The sequence below is a fragment of the Streptomyces sp. NPDC001970 genome (assembly GCF_053594115.1).
In genome coordinates this window covers 160,413-175,715 of record NZ_JBSFDW010000006.1, presented here as the reverse complement: position 1 = coordinate 175,715, position 15,303 = coordinate 160,413, and the positions used below count along the sequence as shown (strand labels likewise).

The following is a 15,303-nucleotide window of genomic DNA, read 5'->3' as shown; positions in this document are numbered from 1 at the left end:
CTGGGGGCGACGACATCGTCGCACCTATCTTTCCAGAAGCCGACCGGGGCTCCGGGGCCAAGGGGCGGGACGTTTCACGTGAAACTCCCACCCCTCGGCGAAACCGCAGGTCAGGCGAGACCGAGGTCTTCCAGCGAGTACGCGTTGACGTACGGGAGTCCCGCCTCCGCGATCTTGGGTGCGGCGCCCCGCTCCACGATCACAGCGACCGCGACGACCTCGCCGCCGGCCTCCCGAACCGCCTCGACGGCGGTCAGCGGGGAGCCACCGGTGGTGGAGACGTCTTCGACGACCAGGCAGCGACGGCCCTTTACGTCCGTGCCCTCGATGCGGCGCTGCATACCGTGCGCCTTGCCCGCCTTACGGACGACGTACGCGTCAAGACGCTGCCCGCGAGCCGCTGCAGCATGGAGCATCGACGTGGCGACCGGGTCGGCACCGAGCGTCAGACCGCCCACGCAGTCGTAGTCCAGCTCGGCGGTGGCGTCGAGCATCACCTGGCCGACCATCGGCGCCGCCTGGCCATCCAGCGTGATCCGGCGCAGGTCGATGTACCAGTCGGCCTCGAGCCCCGACGAGAGGGTCACCTTGCCGTGCACCACGGCCTTGTCCTTGATCTGCTGGAGCAGCTCAGCGCGTACGTCAGTCATGGCCATGAGCTTAGGCCAGGCGGCGCCACGTCCAGGTCGTGGCGACTTCGAGGGGATCGATGGGGGTGACCAGGCGCGGGTGGGTGTTGAGGCCGTTCGGCGGGCCGGACTGCGGCTCGACGCACACCGCCTCCGCCTCCTCGTCGTAGATCACGACCCACTCGGCGCGGCTCTTCACGGTGAGCTCCAGGCACTCCGGCCAGGTGAGGGTGACATCGACGCCGTCGGGCATGCCGAAGCAGTCGTCCCAGGGTCCGGGGGTGGGCCCGATACGGCGGCCGGTGGGGAGGTGGTCAGCGCCGCGCTCCTCCTGCCAGTCGGCGGTGAACGCGATCTGGACGTCCTTGCCGCCGGGGAAGGCGTTGCGCAGGAACCAGGGGTGCCAGCCGGCCTGGGCCGGGAACGACACGTCGTACGTCTCGATGCCGAGCTGAAGGGTGAGCGAGTCCTCGGTCAGCTCCACCGTCTGGGTGACCACTCCGCTGTACGGCCAGGGGTCGCCGAGCCCGTAGGTGAACACGGCGGACGCCGGGCCGGTGCGGGCGGTGCGCCAGGCGGTGTCGCGGCCGGTGCCGTGGATGGCGTGGGGCGGGGCGTTGACGGGCAGCTGGTGCGGTACGCCGCCGTTGATGAACCGGCCGTTCTCGGTCCTGCCGCACCAGGGGACCATGGGGAAGCAGCCGTACCGCTCGCCCTGGCGCAGCAGTTCGGTCCCTCCGACCCGCAGGCTGCCGATCCGGCAGCCGTTCGCAGGGGCCATGGTCAGCTCGACGTCGCCGGCAGTGAGCCGGACGCTCTCTTCGCTACTCACACCCCGACACTACTGGGGCCCTATCTGCGGCGCCGCAGTGCCCGGCTCACCACGACGGCGGATGCGAGGGCGATGGCGGCGGCGGGCGCGAGCCAGCGCAGGGTGCCTCCCGCGGAGGCGGGCTGCGGCGCGGGGACGGGTGCGTACCGCCCGCGCGGCGGGGCATGGTCCACCTCCTCCGCACTGCGCCCGATCATGGTCCGCCGCGCATGGGCGGCCTCCGCCGGTGGCTCGTCGCCGTCGCCGAACTCCTCCTGGGCCATCGGGTCCAGGGCGGAGGGCGGCACGTCGACCTCGAACACGGACGCGGAGTCGGTCTCCTCCGTCTCGGCGCCTTCGACACCGCCGGCACCTTCGACGTCCTCGACGTCCTCGACAGCTTCGGCTTCCGCGACGGCCTCGGGCTCCTCGACGCCCTCGACGCCCTTGGCGCCCTCGCGGGCGGACGCCTCATCCGCGTCGGCCGAGACCACCTCGTCGTTCGCCGGTGTCGCCGCCTCTGCCACCGCTGCTGCCGCCGCCGTCGCCAGCGACGACGCGAAACGGTCCAGGAGGCGGGTCGCCGCCTGGGACGTGGTGTCCGCGGGAAGATCCGCGAGGCGGCCCTCCGCGTGGGACGTGCCACCGAACGTGAGGGTGGTGCCGCCTTCCGCCGGGGTGAGCCGGAGGGTCAGGGCGAGCTTGGCGGAGCCCGGGCCGCGGGCCTCGGTGCCCTCGCCCTCGACCGCGAAGTCGCCGTCCTGCTGGGTGATCCGCAGGGCGCCGCGATAGGTGATCGTGTGGCCGGCCACACGAATCTTCAGCCGGCCCGCGAGAGGGCCCGCCGAGGCGTCGGCGTCCTGCTGAAGTCCGGGGACGCAGCGCGCGACGCGGGCGGGGTCGGCCAGCGTCTGCCGGAGGGTCTCTGCCGGAACCGGAACGAACACCTCATGCTCCATGACAGCCGAGCCTACTCAGCCCCGGCCCGCATGGAGCGGTTCTGCGCAGAACCGGCACCGTTCACGCCGTCACTCGGTGTACCGCGGCCGCACCAGCGTCGACTCGGGCAGCCCCCGGAGCCGCCGGTCCGCCACGCTCACCGCGCCCGCCCCCAGCGTCGGCGGCGTGCCCCTCCCCGCCAGGACGAAGCCGCGGTGCGGCAGACCCGGCGCCCGGTACGGCACGGTCGCGAGGCCCGCTGCGCGCACCGTGGTGTCGACCGTCCAGAAGACGCGCGGCCGCTGCACAAGCGCTCCCGCGTGCACGGCGATACGGCCGCCGTCCGCCAGAACCCCCGCCGCGAGGCCGTAGAACTCCTGGGAGTAGAGCTTCGCGCTGGGCGTCGTCCCGGGGTCGGGAAGGTCCGAGACGACCACGTCGTAGTCGCCGTGCGCCGCCGAGCGGAGCCAGGCGAACGCGTCCGCGTACTCCACGTGCAGCCGGGCGTCCCGGTACACATGACCGTTCAGCCCGGCCAGCGCCGGGTCCGTGCGGGCCAGCCGGACCATCCCCGGATCCCGCTCGACGAGGGTCACCGAGCGCACGCCCGGATGCCGCAGCACCTCGCGGGCCGCGAGCCCGTCACCGCCGCCGAGGATCAGCACGCGCGCGTGCGGCCCGCGCATCGCGGGGTGCACCAGCGCCCCGTGGTACCGCGACTCGCGGCCGCTCACCCTCGGACGCCCGTCCAGGAAGAGGCCGGGCGGACCGTGCCGCGTCCCGGTCAGCACGACCTCCTGCATCCCGGTCCGCACGGCCACCCGCACCGGCTCCCCGTACACCGCACGCCGCGCCGCCGCCTCGAATTCCCCGACCAGCGCCGTCGCCGTGGCCAGCACCGCCAGCACCGTCACGTTCGCGACGATCAGGCACCACCGGCCCCGTGCCGAAAGGTCACGCCTGAACAGCCACAGCACGAGTGCCCCGCCCGCCACCGCGTTCACCGCGCCCGTCAGCAGCGCGCCCGTGAGCTGTCCGAGCCACGGCAGCAGCAGGAACGGAAAGGCGAGCCCACCGACGAGCGCGCCCACATAGTCCGCCGCGAACAGGTCGGCGACCGTGCCCGCCGCGTCGGGCTCCCGGTCGCCGCGCCGCGACGCCCGCTGGATCAGCGACATCAGCAGCGGGATCTCCGCACCGATCAGCACCCCGATCGCGAGCGAGAACCCCACGAGTACGTACCGCGCCTCACCGAGCCACGCGAACGCCGCGTACAGCACGAACACCGAGCAGCCGCCGATCAGCGCGAGCGCCGCCTCCACCAGGCCGAAGCCGACGGCCGCACGGCAGCGCAACCGCTTCGCGAGCAGCGAGCCGAGGCCCATCGCGAAGACCATGACGGACAGGACCACGGAGGCCTGGGTGACCGGGTCACCGGTCAAGTACGACGCGAGGGCGACCAGTTCGAGTTCGTACACCAACCCGCAGGCGGCGCAGACGAAGACCACGAGGAGGACGAGGAACCGGCCCGCGCCCGGACGGACGGGCAGCCGCGCCCCGCCCTGAAGCGGTCGCGCCTCGCCGCCCCGGAGCCGTGTTGACGCAGACGGGTCGATCATGCCGTAACGCTACGTTACGCGCCCGTCGCATCACGTCACCCACACGAGTGCAACTGCCGCAAAATGCCGCCGTGATGTGTGGAATCAGCGCCCGGCGGGCATTCGCGCGCCCACGCACGTCCGGGTCACGACGAGCTGCCCCTCCTGCGGGTACGCATGCCACGTACGCCACCGCACCTGGCCGTCGAGACGCTGCGCCACCATCGCCGTGAACGCGTGCGGCGAGCCGGGAAAGGTGCCCGCGAGACCGTTCGGGTGGTCCGCGACCAGCGCGAGGAGTTCCTGCGCGCGCCCCGCGAACGACCCCTTCGACAACGTCTCGACGCGCGCCGCGAACTCGTACTCCCACACGCCGATCCGCTTGGCCACACCGAGCGGCAGCGGCGTGCTGCTGCCGGGAATGCAGGCGACGGTCTCGGAGCAGACGCCCTGATCCTCCTCGAGCAGCACCTGGTGGGATGCGCCCAGCAGTCTCAACTGCAGTTTCGCGCCGCTCAGTTCGAGGTCCAGCGCAGCGAGGGCGGGCAGCGGCTCCCGACCCAGCGCCCAGGCCAGATCGGCCGCGCGGGTGTCGGTGTAGGACGTTGTCAGGGTCGTGAGCATGGGTCGGCTCCGCAAACACGCGTAACGGGTAGACGGGCGGTCCAGGGCGTCCGGGAGGAAGCACAGAGGGGGGTGGGACCGCCGGCTCGGGTCCAGATGAAGGTCCGAGGGCTGGACGTTCTCGACAGCGAGGGAACCATGAAGTGCGCGGCGCTCACAGCGCTTTTACCCAACTTGACGTGGTTTCCATCCCCTCGGGGGCCTTGCTGTTCAACTGTTCAACAGAAAACCCGTCCGATCCGTGCGGGAGACCGGCGGATATGTGCATCGTGCGTCAACAGGAGGACGCCCGGGGGGAGTTACATTCCTCTCCCACCCGGGCGTCCTCCGTGCGCGACGGACCAGCTGCCCCGTGTCAGCTGCCTCCGCCGCAGCCTCCCCCTCCGCCCCCGCAGGAGGAGGAGCCGCACGACGAGCCCCCGCCGCAGCCGCCCCCGCTGCCTCCGCTGCCCCCGCCGGCCCCGCTGCCCCCGCCGGCCCACCAGCTGCCGCGGCGGGAGCGCCTCCGGCCGCCCCGGCCGGCATTCCTGACCGCGAGACCCATGGCCCCCAGCAGCACGATCCCCGCGAGCACAATGATCACTGCTTCCATCGTCCTCACCGTCCCCCTTCGTTCTCGCTCCTTGCGTGTGAGGGGGATGCCCCCCGCCCCGTCGACCCAAAGAAGACTTGAGCAAGTCCAGAGGTTGCGCGCAGGATGGCCGCCATGACCTCCAGCGCGCGCCCCCTGCTGAACCGCCGCCTCGCCGCATTCGGAACGACGATCTTCGCCGAGATGTCGGCCCTGGCCGTGCGCACCGGCGCGATCAACCTCGGCCAGGGCTTCCCCGACACCGACGGCCCGGAGGAGATCCGGGAGGCGGCGGTGCGCGCGCTGCGCGACGGCCGCGGCAACCAGTACCCGCCGGGCCCCGGCGTCCCCGAGCTGCGCGCCGCGATCGCCGGGCACCAGCGGCAGCGGTACGGGCTCACGTACGACCCCGGCACCGAAGTGCTGGTCACGGCCGGGGCCACGGAGGCGATCGCGGCCGCGCTGCTCGCCCTCGTCGAGCCCGGCGACGAGGTGATCGCGCTGGAGCCGTACTACGACTCGTACGCCGCCTGCATCGCCATGGCGGGCGGGACCCGCGTGCCCGTGACGCTGAGGCCGCGCACGGTGCCACGCGACGGAGTCGCATGTCGACGCTTCCAGCTGGACCTGGACGAGCTGCGGGACGCCGTCACGGCCCGCACCCGGCTCATCCTGCTCAACACGCCGCACAATCCCACCGGCACCGTCCTGACCCGCGAGGAGCTGGCGGCGGTCGCCGAGCTCGCCGTCGAGCGGGATCTGCTGGTCGTGACCGACGAGGTGTACGAGCACCTCGTCTTCGACGGCGAGCACACGCCGATCGCGAGCTTCCCCGGGATGCGCGAGCGGACGGTGACCATCGGCTCGGCGGGCAAGACCTTCTCGTTCACCGGCTGGAAGGTCGGCTGGGTGACGGCGGTCCCCGGGCTGGTCACCGCCGTCCGCTCGGCCAAGCAGTTCCTGACGTACGTCTCCGCCGGGCCCTTCCAGTACGCGGTCGCCGAGGCGCTCGCGCTGCCGCAGGAGTACTTCGACGGGCTCAGGGACGATCTGCGCGCCAAGCGGGATCTGCTGGCCTCCGGGCTCGCTGCGGCCGGCTTCGACGTGTACCGGCCGTCCGGGACGTACTTCGTCACGACCGACATCCGGCCGCTCGGCGAGGACGACGGCTTCGCGTTCTGCCGGGCGCTGCCGGAGCGCGCCGGTGTCGTGGCCATCCCCAACGCGGTCTTCTACGACCACCGGGAGCAGGGCGCGCCGTTCGTGCGGTTCGCGTTCTGCAAGCGCGTGGACGTGCTGGAGGAGGCCGTTGCCCGGCTGAAGGGGCTCGCTACCGGCTGAGCGGGGGGCCGTCAAGGCGGCACACGTACGCACCGCCCAGCCGGGCCACGGTTCACCCGGACGGCCTCGCAGCACTCGCGCCGCGTCCGCCCGCCGCTGATCGTCGGGTTGACTGACCGATCACGCGCGCACGGAGGTGTCCCCTGTCCGCCGAGACGCTCGACAAAGCCCCGTCAGTCGATGCCCGGTCCGTTCCCCGCCGGCGCGCCGCCCTGCACCGGGCGGCCCCCGCGCTCGGGATGTTCGCGGCGGCGCGGCTCACCGGGATGGGCCTGATGGCCCTGTGGGCCTGGCACATCGGCAAGTCTCCGCGGGCCCTGCTCGCCACGTCGTGGGACTCCGACTGGTACGTCCGCATCGCCGCGCACGGCTACGGGCGCACGCTGTACTGGCCGGACGGCGCCGTCCAGTCCGACCTGGCGTTCTTCCCGCTCTACCCCGCGCTCGTGCGGGCCGGGACGACGGTCCTTCCGGTGACCGGGGGCACGGTGGGCCTTGCGCTGTCGTGGCTGGCCGCGGGCGCCGCCGCGTGGGGCATCCACGCCGTCGTCGAGCGGCTGTACGACCGGACGCTCGCGACCGTCCTCGTGCTGCTGTGGGGACTGCTGCCGCACGCGATCGTGCTGTCCATGGCCTACACGGAGCCACTCCTGACCGCCTTCGCGGCGTGGTCGCTCTACGCCCTGGTGACCCGCCGCTGGCTCTGGGCGGGCTCTCTGGCGGCGCTGGCCGGGCTGACCCGTCCCAACGGGATCGCGGTCGCGGCGGCGGTCGTCGCCGTCGCGGCGTGCGAGCTCGTCAGACGCAGGGGGAAGAACGGACGGCGGGTGTGGGCGGCCGCCGCGCTGGCGCCGTCCGGGTGGCTCGGCTATCTGCTCTGGGTGGGGGCGCGCCAGGGTGACCCGCTCGGCGGGTACTTCGCCGTGCAGGACGGCTGGACGTCGCGGTTCGACCTGGGCCTCGGCTCCCTGCGGGTGGTGCGGTCGATGGTGACCACGCCGGTGTTCTTCGGCTTCCCGATGGCGCTGGTCATCGTGGGGGCGGGGGTGCTGCTCTTCGTGCTGTTCGTCCTGGACCGGCCGGCCCTGCCCCTGCTGGTGTACACGGGTGTGCTGGTGCTGATCACCATCGGCGGCTCGGGCTTCTTCGAGTCGAAGCCGCGCTTTCTGCTGCCGGCGTTCCCGCTGTTGCTGCCGCTCGCGTCCGCGCTGACGAAAGCCCGGCCGAGAGCCGCGATCACGGTGATCGCGGCCCTGGCCGGGCTGTCGTTCGGCTATGGGGCGTACCTGCTGACGCTGGGCCCGATGGCGCTGTAGCGGTACGGCCCGCGCTGGGGGGCCTCAGGAGGCGTCGTCGGCCGGCTTCTCGTCGTCGCCGCCCGCGGGCTCGAGGCCGAACTGCTCCACGAGCCACTTGTCGAACTCGATCGACGCGCGCACCCAGCTGACCGTCGACGACACGAAGTGCTCCAGGCTGACGCCCGTGCCGATGAGCATCTGCGCCTCGCCGATGAGGCGGACGGAGGCGGGCTGGCCCTCCTCCTCGTGGGTGTGCGTGTAGACCTTCGGCCACAGGGTGCGGCGGTTCCAGTCGTCGATCGCGTCGAGGACCTTGGCCCGGTCCTCGATGGCGTGCGGGCGGTCGTAGAACGTGCGCACCGAGAAGACCTGCTGCTCGTCCTCGCCGCGGAACATGAAGTACGTGCGGAATTCCTCCCACGGCGCCGCGAGGTCACCCTCGTCGTCGACGACGTACTTCAGCTCCATCTGGTCGAGGAGCTGCTTGACCAGGTCCTGGTCGGGGATGACCGGGCCCGCCGGTGCTTGGGCCTGAGGCTGGGGCTGGCCCCCGAAATTCGGAATCGAGGACGGGTCGATGCTCACGGGGTGTTTCCCTTCGTACGGATGCGGCCATCCTCTCCCATCCCGGGCGGTGGCTGGCAACCCCCACCGGGCCTTCGGCGCGACGTGTCCGGATCGAGTCCCCCGGGGCGCCGTGGGGCGGGGGCGCAGCGCCGTGCCCCGCGCCCCCGGGCGTCACTGCGCCTGGCCCACGATGAGGCCGCCGTCGAAGCGGTCGACACGGACCGTGTCGCCGTCCTTGATCTCGCCGGAGAGGATCTCCTTGGCGAGACGGTCGCCGATCGCGGTCTGGACGAGCCTGCGCAGCGGGCGGGCGCCGTACGCCGGGTCCATGCCCTCGTCGGCGAGCCACTGCAGGGCGGCCGGGGTGATCTCCAGCTTCAGCCGGCGCTCGGCGAGGCGCCGGGCGAGGCGGTCGATCTGGAGCTCGGCGATACGGGCGAGCTCGTCCTTCGACAGGGCCGAGAAGACGACCAGATCGTCGAGGCGGTTGAGGAACTCCGGCTTGAAGCTGGCCCGCACCACTTCCAGGACCTGCTGCTTCTTTTCCTCCTCGCTGGTCAGCGGCTCGACGAGGTACTGGCTGCCGAGGTTGGAGGTGAGGATCAGGATGGTGTTCCTGAAATCCACCGTCCGGCCCTGGCCGTCGGTGAGCCGTCCGTCGTCGAGGACCTGCAGCAGGATGTCGAAGACCTCGGGATGTGCCTTCTCCACCTCGTCGAGCAGGACCACGCTGTACGGACGCCGGCGCACCGACTCGGTGAGCTGGCCGCCCTCCTCGTACCCGACGTAGCCGGGCGGGGCGCCGACCAGGCGTGCGACGCTGTGCTTCTCGCTGTACTCCGACATGTCGATGCGGACCATGGCCCGCTCGTCGTCGAAGAGGAAGTCCGCGAGCGCCTTCGCCAGCTCGGTCTTTCCGACACCGGTCGGGCCGAGGAAGAGGAAGGAGCCGGTGGGACGGTCGGGGTCGGCGATGCCCGCACGGGAGCGGCGCACCGCGTCCGACACGGCCCGCACCGCCTCGGTCTGGCCGATCAGCCGCCTGCCCAGCTCGGACTCCATGCGCAGCAGCTTCTGGGTCTCGCCCTCCAGCAGCCGGCCCGCCGGGATCCCGGTCCAGGAGGCGACCACGTCCGCGATGTCGTCCGGGCCGACCTCTTCCTTGACCATGGTGTCCTTGGCGGCCTCCCGCTCGGCCTCGGAGGCCTCGGCGAGCTCCCGCTCCAGCGCGGGGATCTCCCCGTACAGCAGCTTGGACGCGGTGTCGAAGTCGCCGTCGCGCTGGGCGCGCTCGGCCTGGCCGCGCAGCTCGTCGAGCTTCTCCTTCAGCTCACCGACGCGGTTGAGGCCCTGCTTCTCCTTCTCCCAGCGGGCGGTGAGGCCGCGCAGCTCCTCCTCCTTGTCGGCGAGGTCGCGGCGCAGCTTCTCCAGGCGCTGCTTGGACGCCTCGTCGGTCTCCTTGGAGAGCGCCAGCTCCTCCATCTTCAGCCGGTCGACGGCGCGCTGGAGCTCGTCGATCTCGACGGGGGAGGAGTCGATCTCCATCCGCAGCCGGGACGCCGACTCGTCCACGAGGTCGATGGCCTTGTCGGGCAGGAAGCGGGACGTGATGTACCGGTCGGACAGGGTCGCGGCCGCGACCAGCGCGCTGTCCGCGATCTGCACCTTGTGGTGCGCCTCGTACCGCCCCTTGAGGCCGCGCAGGATCGCAATGGTGTCCTCGACCGTCGGCTCGGTGACCAGCACCTGCTGGAAGCGCCGCTCCAGCGCCGGGTCCTTCTCGATCCGCTCGCGGTACTCGTCGAGGGTCGTCGCGCCGACCATGCGCAGCTCGCCGCGCGCGAGCATCGGCTTCAGCATGTTGCCCGCGTCCATCGCGGAGTCGCCGCCGGCGCCCGCACCCACGACCGTGTGCAGCTCGTCGATGAACGTGATGATCTGGCCGTCGCTCTCCTTGATCTCGGAGAGGACGGTCTTCAGCCGCTCCTCGAACTCGCCCCGGTACTTCGCACCCGCAACCATCGCGCCCAGGTCGAGGGCCACCAGCCGCTTGTTCCGCAGCGACTCGGGCACGTCGCCCTTCACGATCCGCTGGGCGAGCCCCTCGACGACGGCGGTCTTGCCGACGCCGGGCTCACCGATCAGCACGGGGTTGTTCTTGGTACGGCGCGACAGCACCTGCACGACCCGGCGGATCTCCTGGTCGCGGCCGATGACGGGGTCGAGCTTGCCCTCCCTGGCCGCGGCCGTGAAGTCCGTACCGAACTTCTCCAGGGCCTTGTACTGCCCCTCGGGGTCGGGTGTCGTCACCCGGCGCCCTCCCCTCGCCTTCTCGAACGCCTCCAGCAGCTTCTTCGCCGTCGCGCCCTGCCCGGACAGCACCTCGCCGGCCCGGCCGCCCTTGGCCGCGGTCCCGATGAGCAGGTGCTCGGTCGAGATGTAGTCGTCACCGAGCCCCTTGGCGCGGTTCGCGGCGTCGGCGATGACGGCGAGCAGCTCGCGGTTGGCCTGCGGCGGCGCGACGGTCGAGCCGGTCACGCTGGGCAGGTCGGCGAGGACCCGTTCGGCCCCGGACCGTACCGCGGCCTGGTCCGCGTCGACGGCGGCGAGCAGGTCGGTGATGTTCTCGTTGTCCTGACCCGCGAGGAGTGCGAGCAGAAGGTGCGCGGGGGTCAGATCGGGGTGCCCGTCGGACACGGCTCGGCTGGTGGCGGCGTTGAGCGCGTCCCGGCTCCTGTTGGTCAGCTCGGCGTCCACGTGCGGTCTCTCCTCCTCGGCTCGTCACGACTCGTCACGTCACGACTCGTCACGTCACTCACATGTGACTCGTCCAACGTACACAAAGTTGAGTCTATTCCGCTCAAGGTGGGGGAGGAACAGGCTCCTGCGGGATAGATTTCCAGGTATGGCCATCGACCCACGCAACCCCGACACGTCCTACCTCGGCTTCTGGCGCGAGTACCACATGTGCACCCTCACCACCCCGCGCCCGGACGGCACCCCGCACGTCGTCGCGGTGGGGGTCACGTACGACCCCGAGGGCGGCGATCGGGGCATCGCCCGCGTCATCACCAACAAGCACAGCCGCAAGGTCGCCAACGTCCTGGCCGCGTCCCCGGAGCCGGCACGGGTCGCAGTCTGCCAGGTGGACAAGGGGCGCTGGGCGACGCTGGAGGGCCTGGCCACGGTCCGTACGGAGCCGGAGGTGGTCGCGGACGCGGTCGCGCGCTACGCGGAGCGGTACGGACGCACTCCGGCTCCGAACCCGGACCGGGTGGTCATCGAGATCGCCCTGACCCGCGCGATGGGCCGGGCATAGGCACACGCCCCGGGGGCCCGCCGCGCGCACACAGCACAGCGGCGCCATCGTGTTTCAGGTCCACGATGGCGCCGCTGTGTGGGGGAAGCGCCTGAGCGATCTTGAACGACGGGGGAACCGCTCAGGCACTGCGGGGGGTGGCGGTGGTGGTCTGCGGTTCGACCAGCTGGTGGTCGCGCTGGTCGAGATTGACGAAGATCATGCCGTACCTGATGGCACAGCGGACGGGTTGCGGAGACCCGCGGGGCCTCCTCAGGCAGCGGTACGCGCGGATCTCCTCGTCGTCGCCACGGTTGATCACGACCGGCTCACCGAAGAGGGTGACCATCAACGAATCGCCACGGTGCGGCACCGCCGTGACAAGGTCGATGAAATGCCACCCGGAGCGGTAAGCAGTCGCCATCTCCCGCCGAAAGCGAGGATCCTCGGGAACCGTCATGCCTCGACGTCCGCCGGCGCACTCTCCCAGGTGGGTTCACCGGGCGTCGTGAGTACCGAGGCGGGCACGGTCTCCCAGGTGGGTTCACCCGGGGCCGCGGTCACCGACGCGGGCGCGGTGTCCCACGTGGGCCAGCCGCTCGCCGCGAGACCACCGAGAGCAGCCGCAACGGCTATAGCGCAAAGTGCACGAACCATCCTGGTCATCGCCGATCTCCACCTCTTTTTAGTACTACCTCCTCCCCCGCGCCTAAGACGATGGCTCACTCCGAACGCTTCCACCAGCGAGTGCAGGCATCATGTTCCTGTAATTCAGGACCCTGAGGGGGGTGCAAATGCAGGCGAAAAGGGGCGATTCGGGAGAGAAGCACAGTCACGACGAGCTGTGCGAGGCGGGGAGAAACCTCTATGCGTCCGCTCTGCGCAATGGCCGCATAGCCCGCTCCGAGGTGGCCGACGCCCCCTGCCTCATCGATCTGGCCATGGTGCGCCCGGATCCGGAGGACAGTGAATGGCTCCGTCCGGTTTCCCCGGCCGTCGCTCTGCATCAGCTGATACACCCCATAGAGCGGGAGATCCAAGAGCGAAGACGTCGCACGCTGTCGCTGACGGACGCGTTTGAGCCATTCATGGCCATCAGCGCGCACGACGCATCAACGACGCACGCGATCACGGTGCTCGAGGGCCTGAGCATGATCAACGCGACGCTGGACCGCGTCATCGTCGAGTGCACCGAGGAGTTGCTGACGGTGCAGCCCGGCAGCGGACGCAGGCCTGCGACCCTGCAGGACGGGCTGCGGCGCGTGGAGATGCTCGTCGACCGCGGCGTCGGGATGCGCACGCTCTACCAGCACACCGCGCGCCACCACCCCGCCACGATGGCCTACGTCGAGCGGGTCGCCCCGTACGGCGCGGAGGTCCGCACCCTTGAGGAGATCATCGACCGGCTCATCATCGTCGACCGGAAAGTTGCCTTCATTCCGGCGCGCAGCGACCGCCGGGTGGCCCTGGAGCTGCGCCACGAGGGCCTGGTGCAGTATCTCGTCGGCGTCTTCGAACAGTTCTGGCTCCACGGCGTCCCCTGGGACGACCAGGTCGTCTCATACACGCCGGAACTCGACGGCATAAGCGGCGTCCAGCGCTCCATCGCCAAGCTCCTCGTCGAAGGCCACGTCGACGAGGCGATCGCCCGCCGGCTCGGCATGAACGTCCGCACCTGCCGCGCCCACATCGCCAAGCTCGCCTCGGCGCTCGGCAGTGGTTCGCGAGCGCAACTGGGCTATCTGATCGCCCAGTCCGGGATCCTCTCGGCCCCGCCGGAGCAGGGCTGACAGCGGCCGCGCCGGCGTGCGATCATCGCGGCTGCCGGCGCTCCCCCCACGCCCCCGGGTGCCGCCCCCACGCTCCCCACGACCGAGAGCGACCCACCGATACCCATGCACCAGCGTTTCCGCGCTGCCTGCGCCACGGCCGCCGCCATCACCGCGGCCACCGCGGGAGTTGCCCTGCCGGCCACCGCCCACGCCGCCACCGTCACCTGCGCGGACGGCGTGTGGAAGGCCACGTACCACCCGAACACCTCCTTCAGCGGCACGCCCAGGCTGACCACCTGCGACACCTCGATCAGCGAGGACTACGGCACCGGCGACCCGGCCGGCGTCACACTGCCCAGCGACAACTTCACCGTCCGCTGGCAGACCACACGCAACTTCGGCTCAGGCGGGCCCTTCACGTTCACCACCGCCGTCCGCGACGGCATCCGCGTCTACGTCGACGGCATCCGCAAGATCGACATCTGGAAGAACGTCTCCACGACGCAGTCCAGGACCGTCAACCTCACCATCCCCAGCGGCCGCCACACCATCCGCGTCGACTTCGTCGCCTGGACCGGCTACGCGAACGTCAAGTTCGCCTACGCACCCCGCACCTCGGCCACCGTCGACACCGTCAAGCCCCTCGCCCCCACCGGCGTCTCGACGGCCTACGACCCCGCCACCCTCAAGGCCACGGTCCGCTGGACGAAGAGCCCCGAGATGGACCTCGCCGACTACCACGTCTACCGCCGCCCCGCCGGCACCAGCACCTGGACCAGGCAGACCAGCACCCCGCTGACCGCCACGTCCTCCACCAACACCCCGCCCGCCACCGGCGCCGCGTACCAGTACGTCGTACGCGCCGTCGACAAGGCCGGCAACGAGTCCGGCGGCTCGGCCCTCCAGTCGGTCACCACCACCGACAAAACCCCGACGGCCGCCCCCACCGGGCTCACCGTCGCCTCCGAGACGGGCGGGCTGCGCATCGGCTGGAGCGGCGTCGCCGGAGCCGTGTCGTACCGCGTCTACCGGGCGTCGAGCGCGGACGGCGCGTTCGCCAAGGTCGGCAGCACGAGTCAGGTCTCGTACCTGGACAGCTCGGCCGTCGAGGGCGCCACCTCCTACTACCGCGTGATCGCGCTCGATGCGGCGGGCAACGAGTCCGTGCGTTCCGCCGCCGTCAGCGGAAAGCGCAGCGACCTCACCCCGCCGTCCGCCGTGACCGGACCGGCCGTCACCCCGACCGAGTACGGCTTCGAGCTGCACTGGGACGCGAATCCGACGCCTGACCTGGCACGGTACGTCGTCTACGCGGGCGAGCTCCTGGGCGACGAGGAGGAGAAGGTCTGCTCCGTCCACGAGGTGGAGTGGCTGTCGGCCGACACGACCTCGTACGCGTACGCCACCCACCCGGACGGCGACGAGCGCTGCTTCTTCATCGACGCCGTCGACGACGACTGGAACTCCCACTACAAGTGGACCCGCTCGCCCGAGATCGTGGTCGCGACCGAGCTCGACACGACGCCGAGCGTGGCGACGCCCGAGGGTTCGCCGCTGTCCGTCGACGTGTGGTCGGCGGAGGGCGACGAGGGCAACCAGGTGACGTGGCGCGGGCTCGGCGAGGACTCCCCCGAGGCTGCGGGCGGCTACCGCGTCTTCCGCTGGAACCCGGCCACCGAGGCCTACGAGAAGATCGCCGACCTCGACAGGTACGGGTTCGAATACTTCGACACCGGCGGCAAGCGCGGCACCACGTCCTACTACTGGGTGACCGCCGTGGCCGCGGACGGCACCGAGTCCCTGCCCGCGGGCGACTGGGCGGTCACCGCACCGGCGCAGTGACCTGACGTGAACG

General features: G+C 71.3%; 13 protein-coding genes. 5 read left to right on the top strand and 8 right to left on the bottom strand.

Annotated features, from left to right (window positions below; genetic code table 11):
• Positions 1–110: 110 nt before the first annotated feature.
• The 5 genes from pyrE to ACWCP0_RS10510 form a co-directional block, all read right to left on the bottom strand.
• Positions 111–650 carry an orotate phosphoribosyltransferase gene (gene pyrE, locus ACWCP0_RS10530; protein ID WP_351234842.1) on the bottom strand — a complete coding sequence of 180 codons (540 nt, stop codon included), beginning with the start codon at positions 648–650 and terminating at the stop codon, positions 111–113.
• Between the two features lie 10 nt (positions 651–660).
• Positions 661–1,410, bottom strand: coding sequence for an aldose epimerase family protein (locus ACWCP0_RS10525; protein WP_451078549.1), 750 nt, complete (start codon positions 1,408–1,410; stop codon positions 661–663).
• A gap of 71 nt (positions 1,411–1,481) precedes the next feature.
• On the bottom strand, positions 1,482–2,399 hold the full coding sequence (locus ACWCP0_RS10520) for an SRPBCC domain-containing protein (protein WP_451078457.1): 918 nt from the start codon (positions 2,397–2,399) through the stop codon (positions 1,482–1,484).
• Positions 2,400–2,468: 69 nt separating this feature from the next.
• Positions 2,469–3,998 carry a polyamine aminopropyltransferase gene (locus ACWCP0_RS10515; protein ID WP_451078456.1) on the bottom strand — a complete coding sequence of 510 codons (1,530 nt, stop codon included), beginning with the start codon at positions 3,996–3,998 and terminating at the stop codon, positions 2,469–2,471.
• Positions 3,999–4,082: 84 nt separating this feature from the next.
• A complete protein-coding gene (locus ACWCP0_RS10510; RefSeq protein WP_451078455.1) occupies positions 4,083–4,601 on the bottom strand; it encodes a DUF2617 family protein in 519 nt (172 codons plus the stop codon).
• A 697-nt stretch (positions 4,602–5,298) separates the two neighbouring features.
• On the opposite strand from ACWCP0_RS10510, the gene ACWCP0_RS10505 reads away from it, so the two are divergent.
• Together ACWCP0_RS10505 and ACWCP0_RS10500 are read left to right on the top strand one after the other, a co-directional pair.
• Positions 5,299–6,513, top strand: a complete 1,215-nt coding sequence (locus tag ACWCP0_RS10505; protein ID WP_451078454.1) for a pyridoxal phosphate-dependent aminotransferase — start codon at positions 5,299–5,301, stop codon at positions 6,511–6,513.
• 239 nt (positions 6,514–6,752) lie between these two features.
• Complete coding sequence (locus ACWCP0_RS10500; RefSeq protein WP_451078453.1) at positions 6,753–7,829, top strand: mannosyltransferase family protein; 1,077 nt, start codon at positions 6,753–6,755, stop codon at positions 7,827–7,829.
• A gap of 24 nt (positions 7,830–7,853) precedes the next feature.
• Here ACWCP0_RS10500 and ACWCP0_RS10495 read toward each other — a convergent pair whose 3' ends face one another.
• Both ACWCP0_RS10495 and clpB read right to left on the bottom strand, forming a co-directional pair.
• Positions 7,854–8,396 (bottom strand): YbjN domain-containing protein, encoded by a 543-nt coding sequence (locus ACWCP0_RS10495; RefSeq protein WP_451078452.1) that lies wholly within the window; start codon positions 8,394–8,396, stop codon positions 7,854–7,856.
• Positions 8,397–8,549: 153 nt separating this feature from the next.
• The gene (gene clpB / locus ACWCP0_RS10490; RefSeq protein ID WP_451078451.1) at positions 8,550–11,135 is read right to left on the bottom strand and encodes an ATP-dependent chaperone ClpB; all 2,586 of its coding nucleotides are present in this window, start codon (positions 11,133–11,135) and stop codon (positions 8,550–8,552) included.
• A gap of 148 nt (positions 11,136–11,283) precedes the next feature.
• Between clpB and ACWCP0_RS10485 the strand changes: the two genes are divergently transcribed.
• Positions 11,284–11,697, top strand: coding sequence for a pyridoxamine 5'-phosphate oxidase family protein (locus tag ACWCP0_RS10485; protein WP_451078450.1), 414 nt, complete (start codon positions 11,284–11,286; stop codon positions 11,695–11,697).
• A 121-nt stretch (positions 11,698–11,818) separates the two neighbouring features.
• On the opposite strand, the gene ACWCP0_RS10480 is transcribed toward ACWCP0_RS10485, so the two are convergent.
• Complete coding sequence (locus ACWCP0_RS10480; RefSeq protein WP_451078449.1) at positions 11,819–12,136, bottom strand: (2Fe-2S)-binding protein; 318 nt, start codon at positions 12,134–12,136, stop codon at positions 11,819–11,821.
• A 334-nt stretch (positions 12,137–12,470) separates the two neighbouring features.
• On the opposite strand from ACWCP0_RS10480, the gene ACWCP0_RS10475 reads away from it, so the two are divergent.
• Positions 12,471–13,466, top strand: coding sequence for a helix-turn-helix transcriptional regulator (locus ACWCP0_RS10475; protein WP_451078448.1), 996 nt, complete (start codon positions 12,471–12,473; stop codon positions 13,464–13,466).
• A gap of 105 nt (positions 13,467–13,571) precedes the next feature.
• On the top strand, positions 13,572–15,290 hold the full coding sequence (locus ACWCP0_RS10470; RefSeq protein ID WP_451078447.1) for a PA14 domain-containing protein: 1,719 nt from the start codon (positions 13,572–13,574) through the stop codon (positions 15,288–15,290).
• Positions 15,291–15,303: the final 13 nt, after the last annotated feature.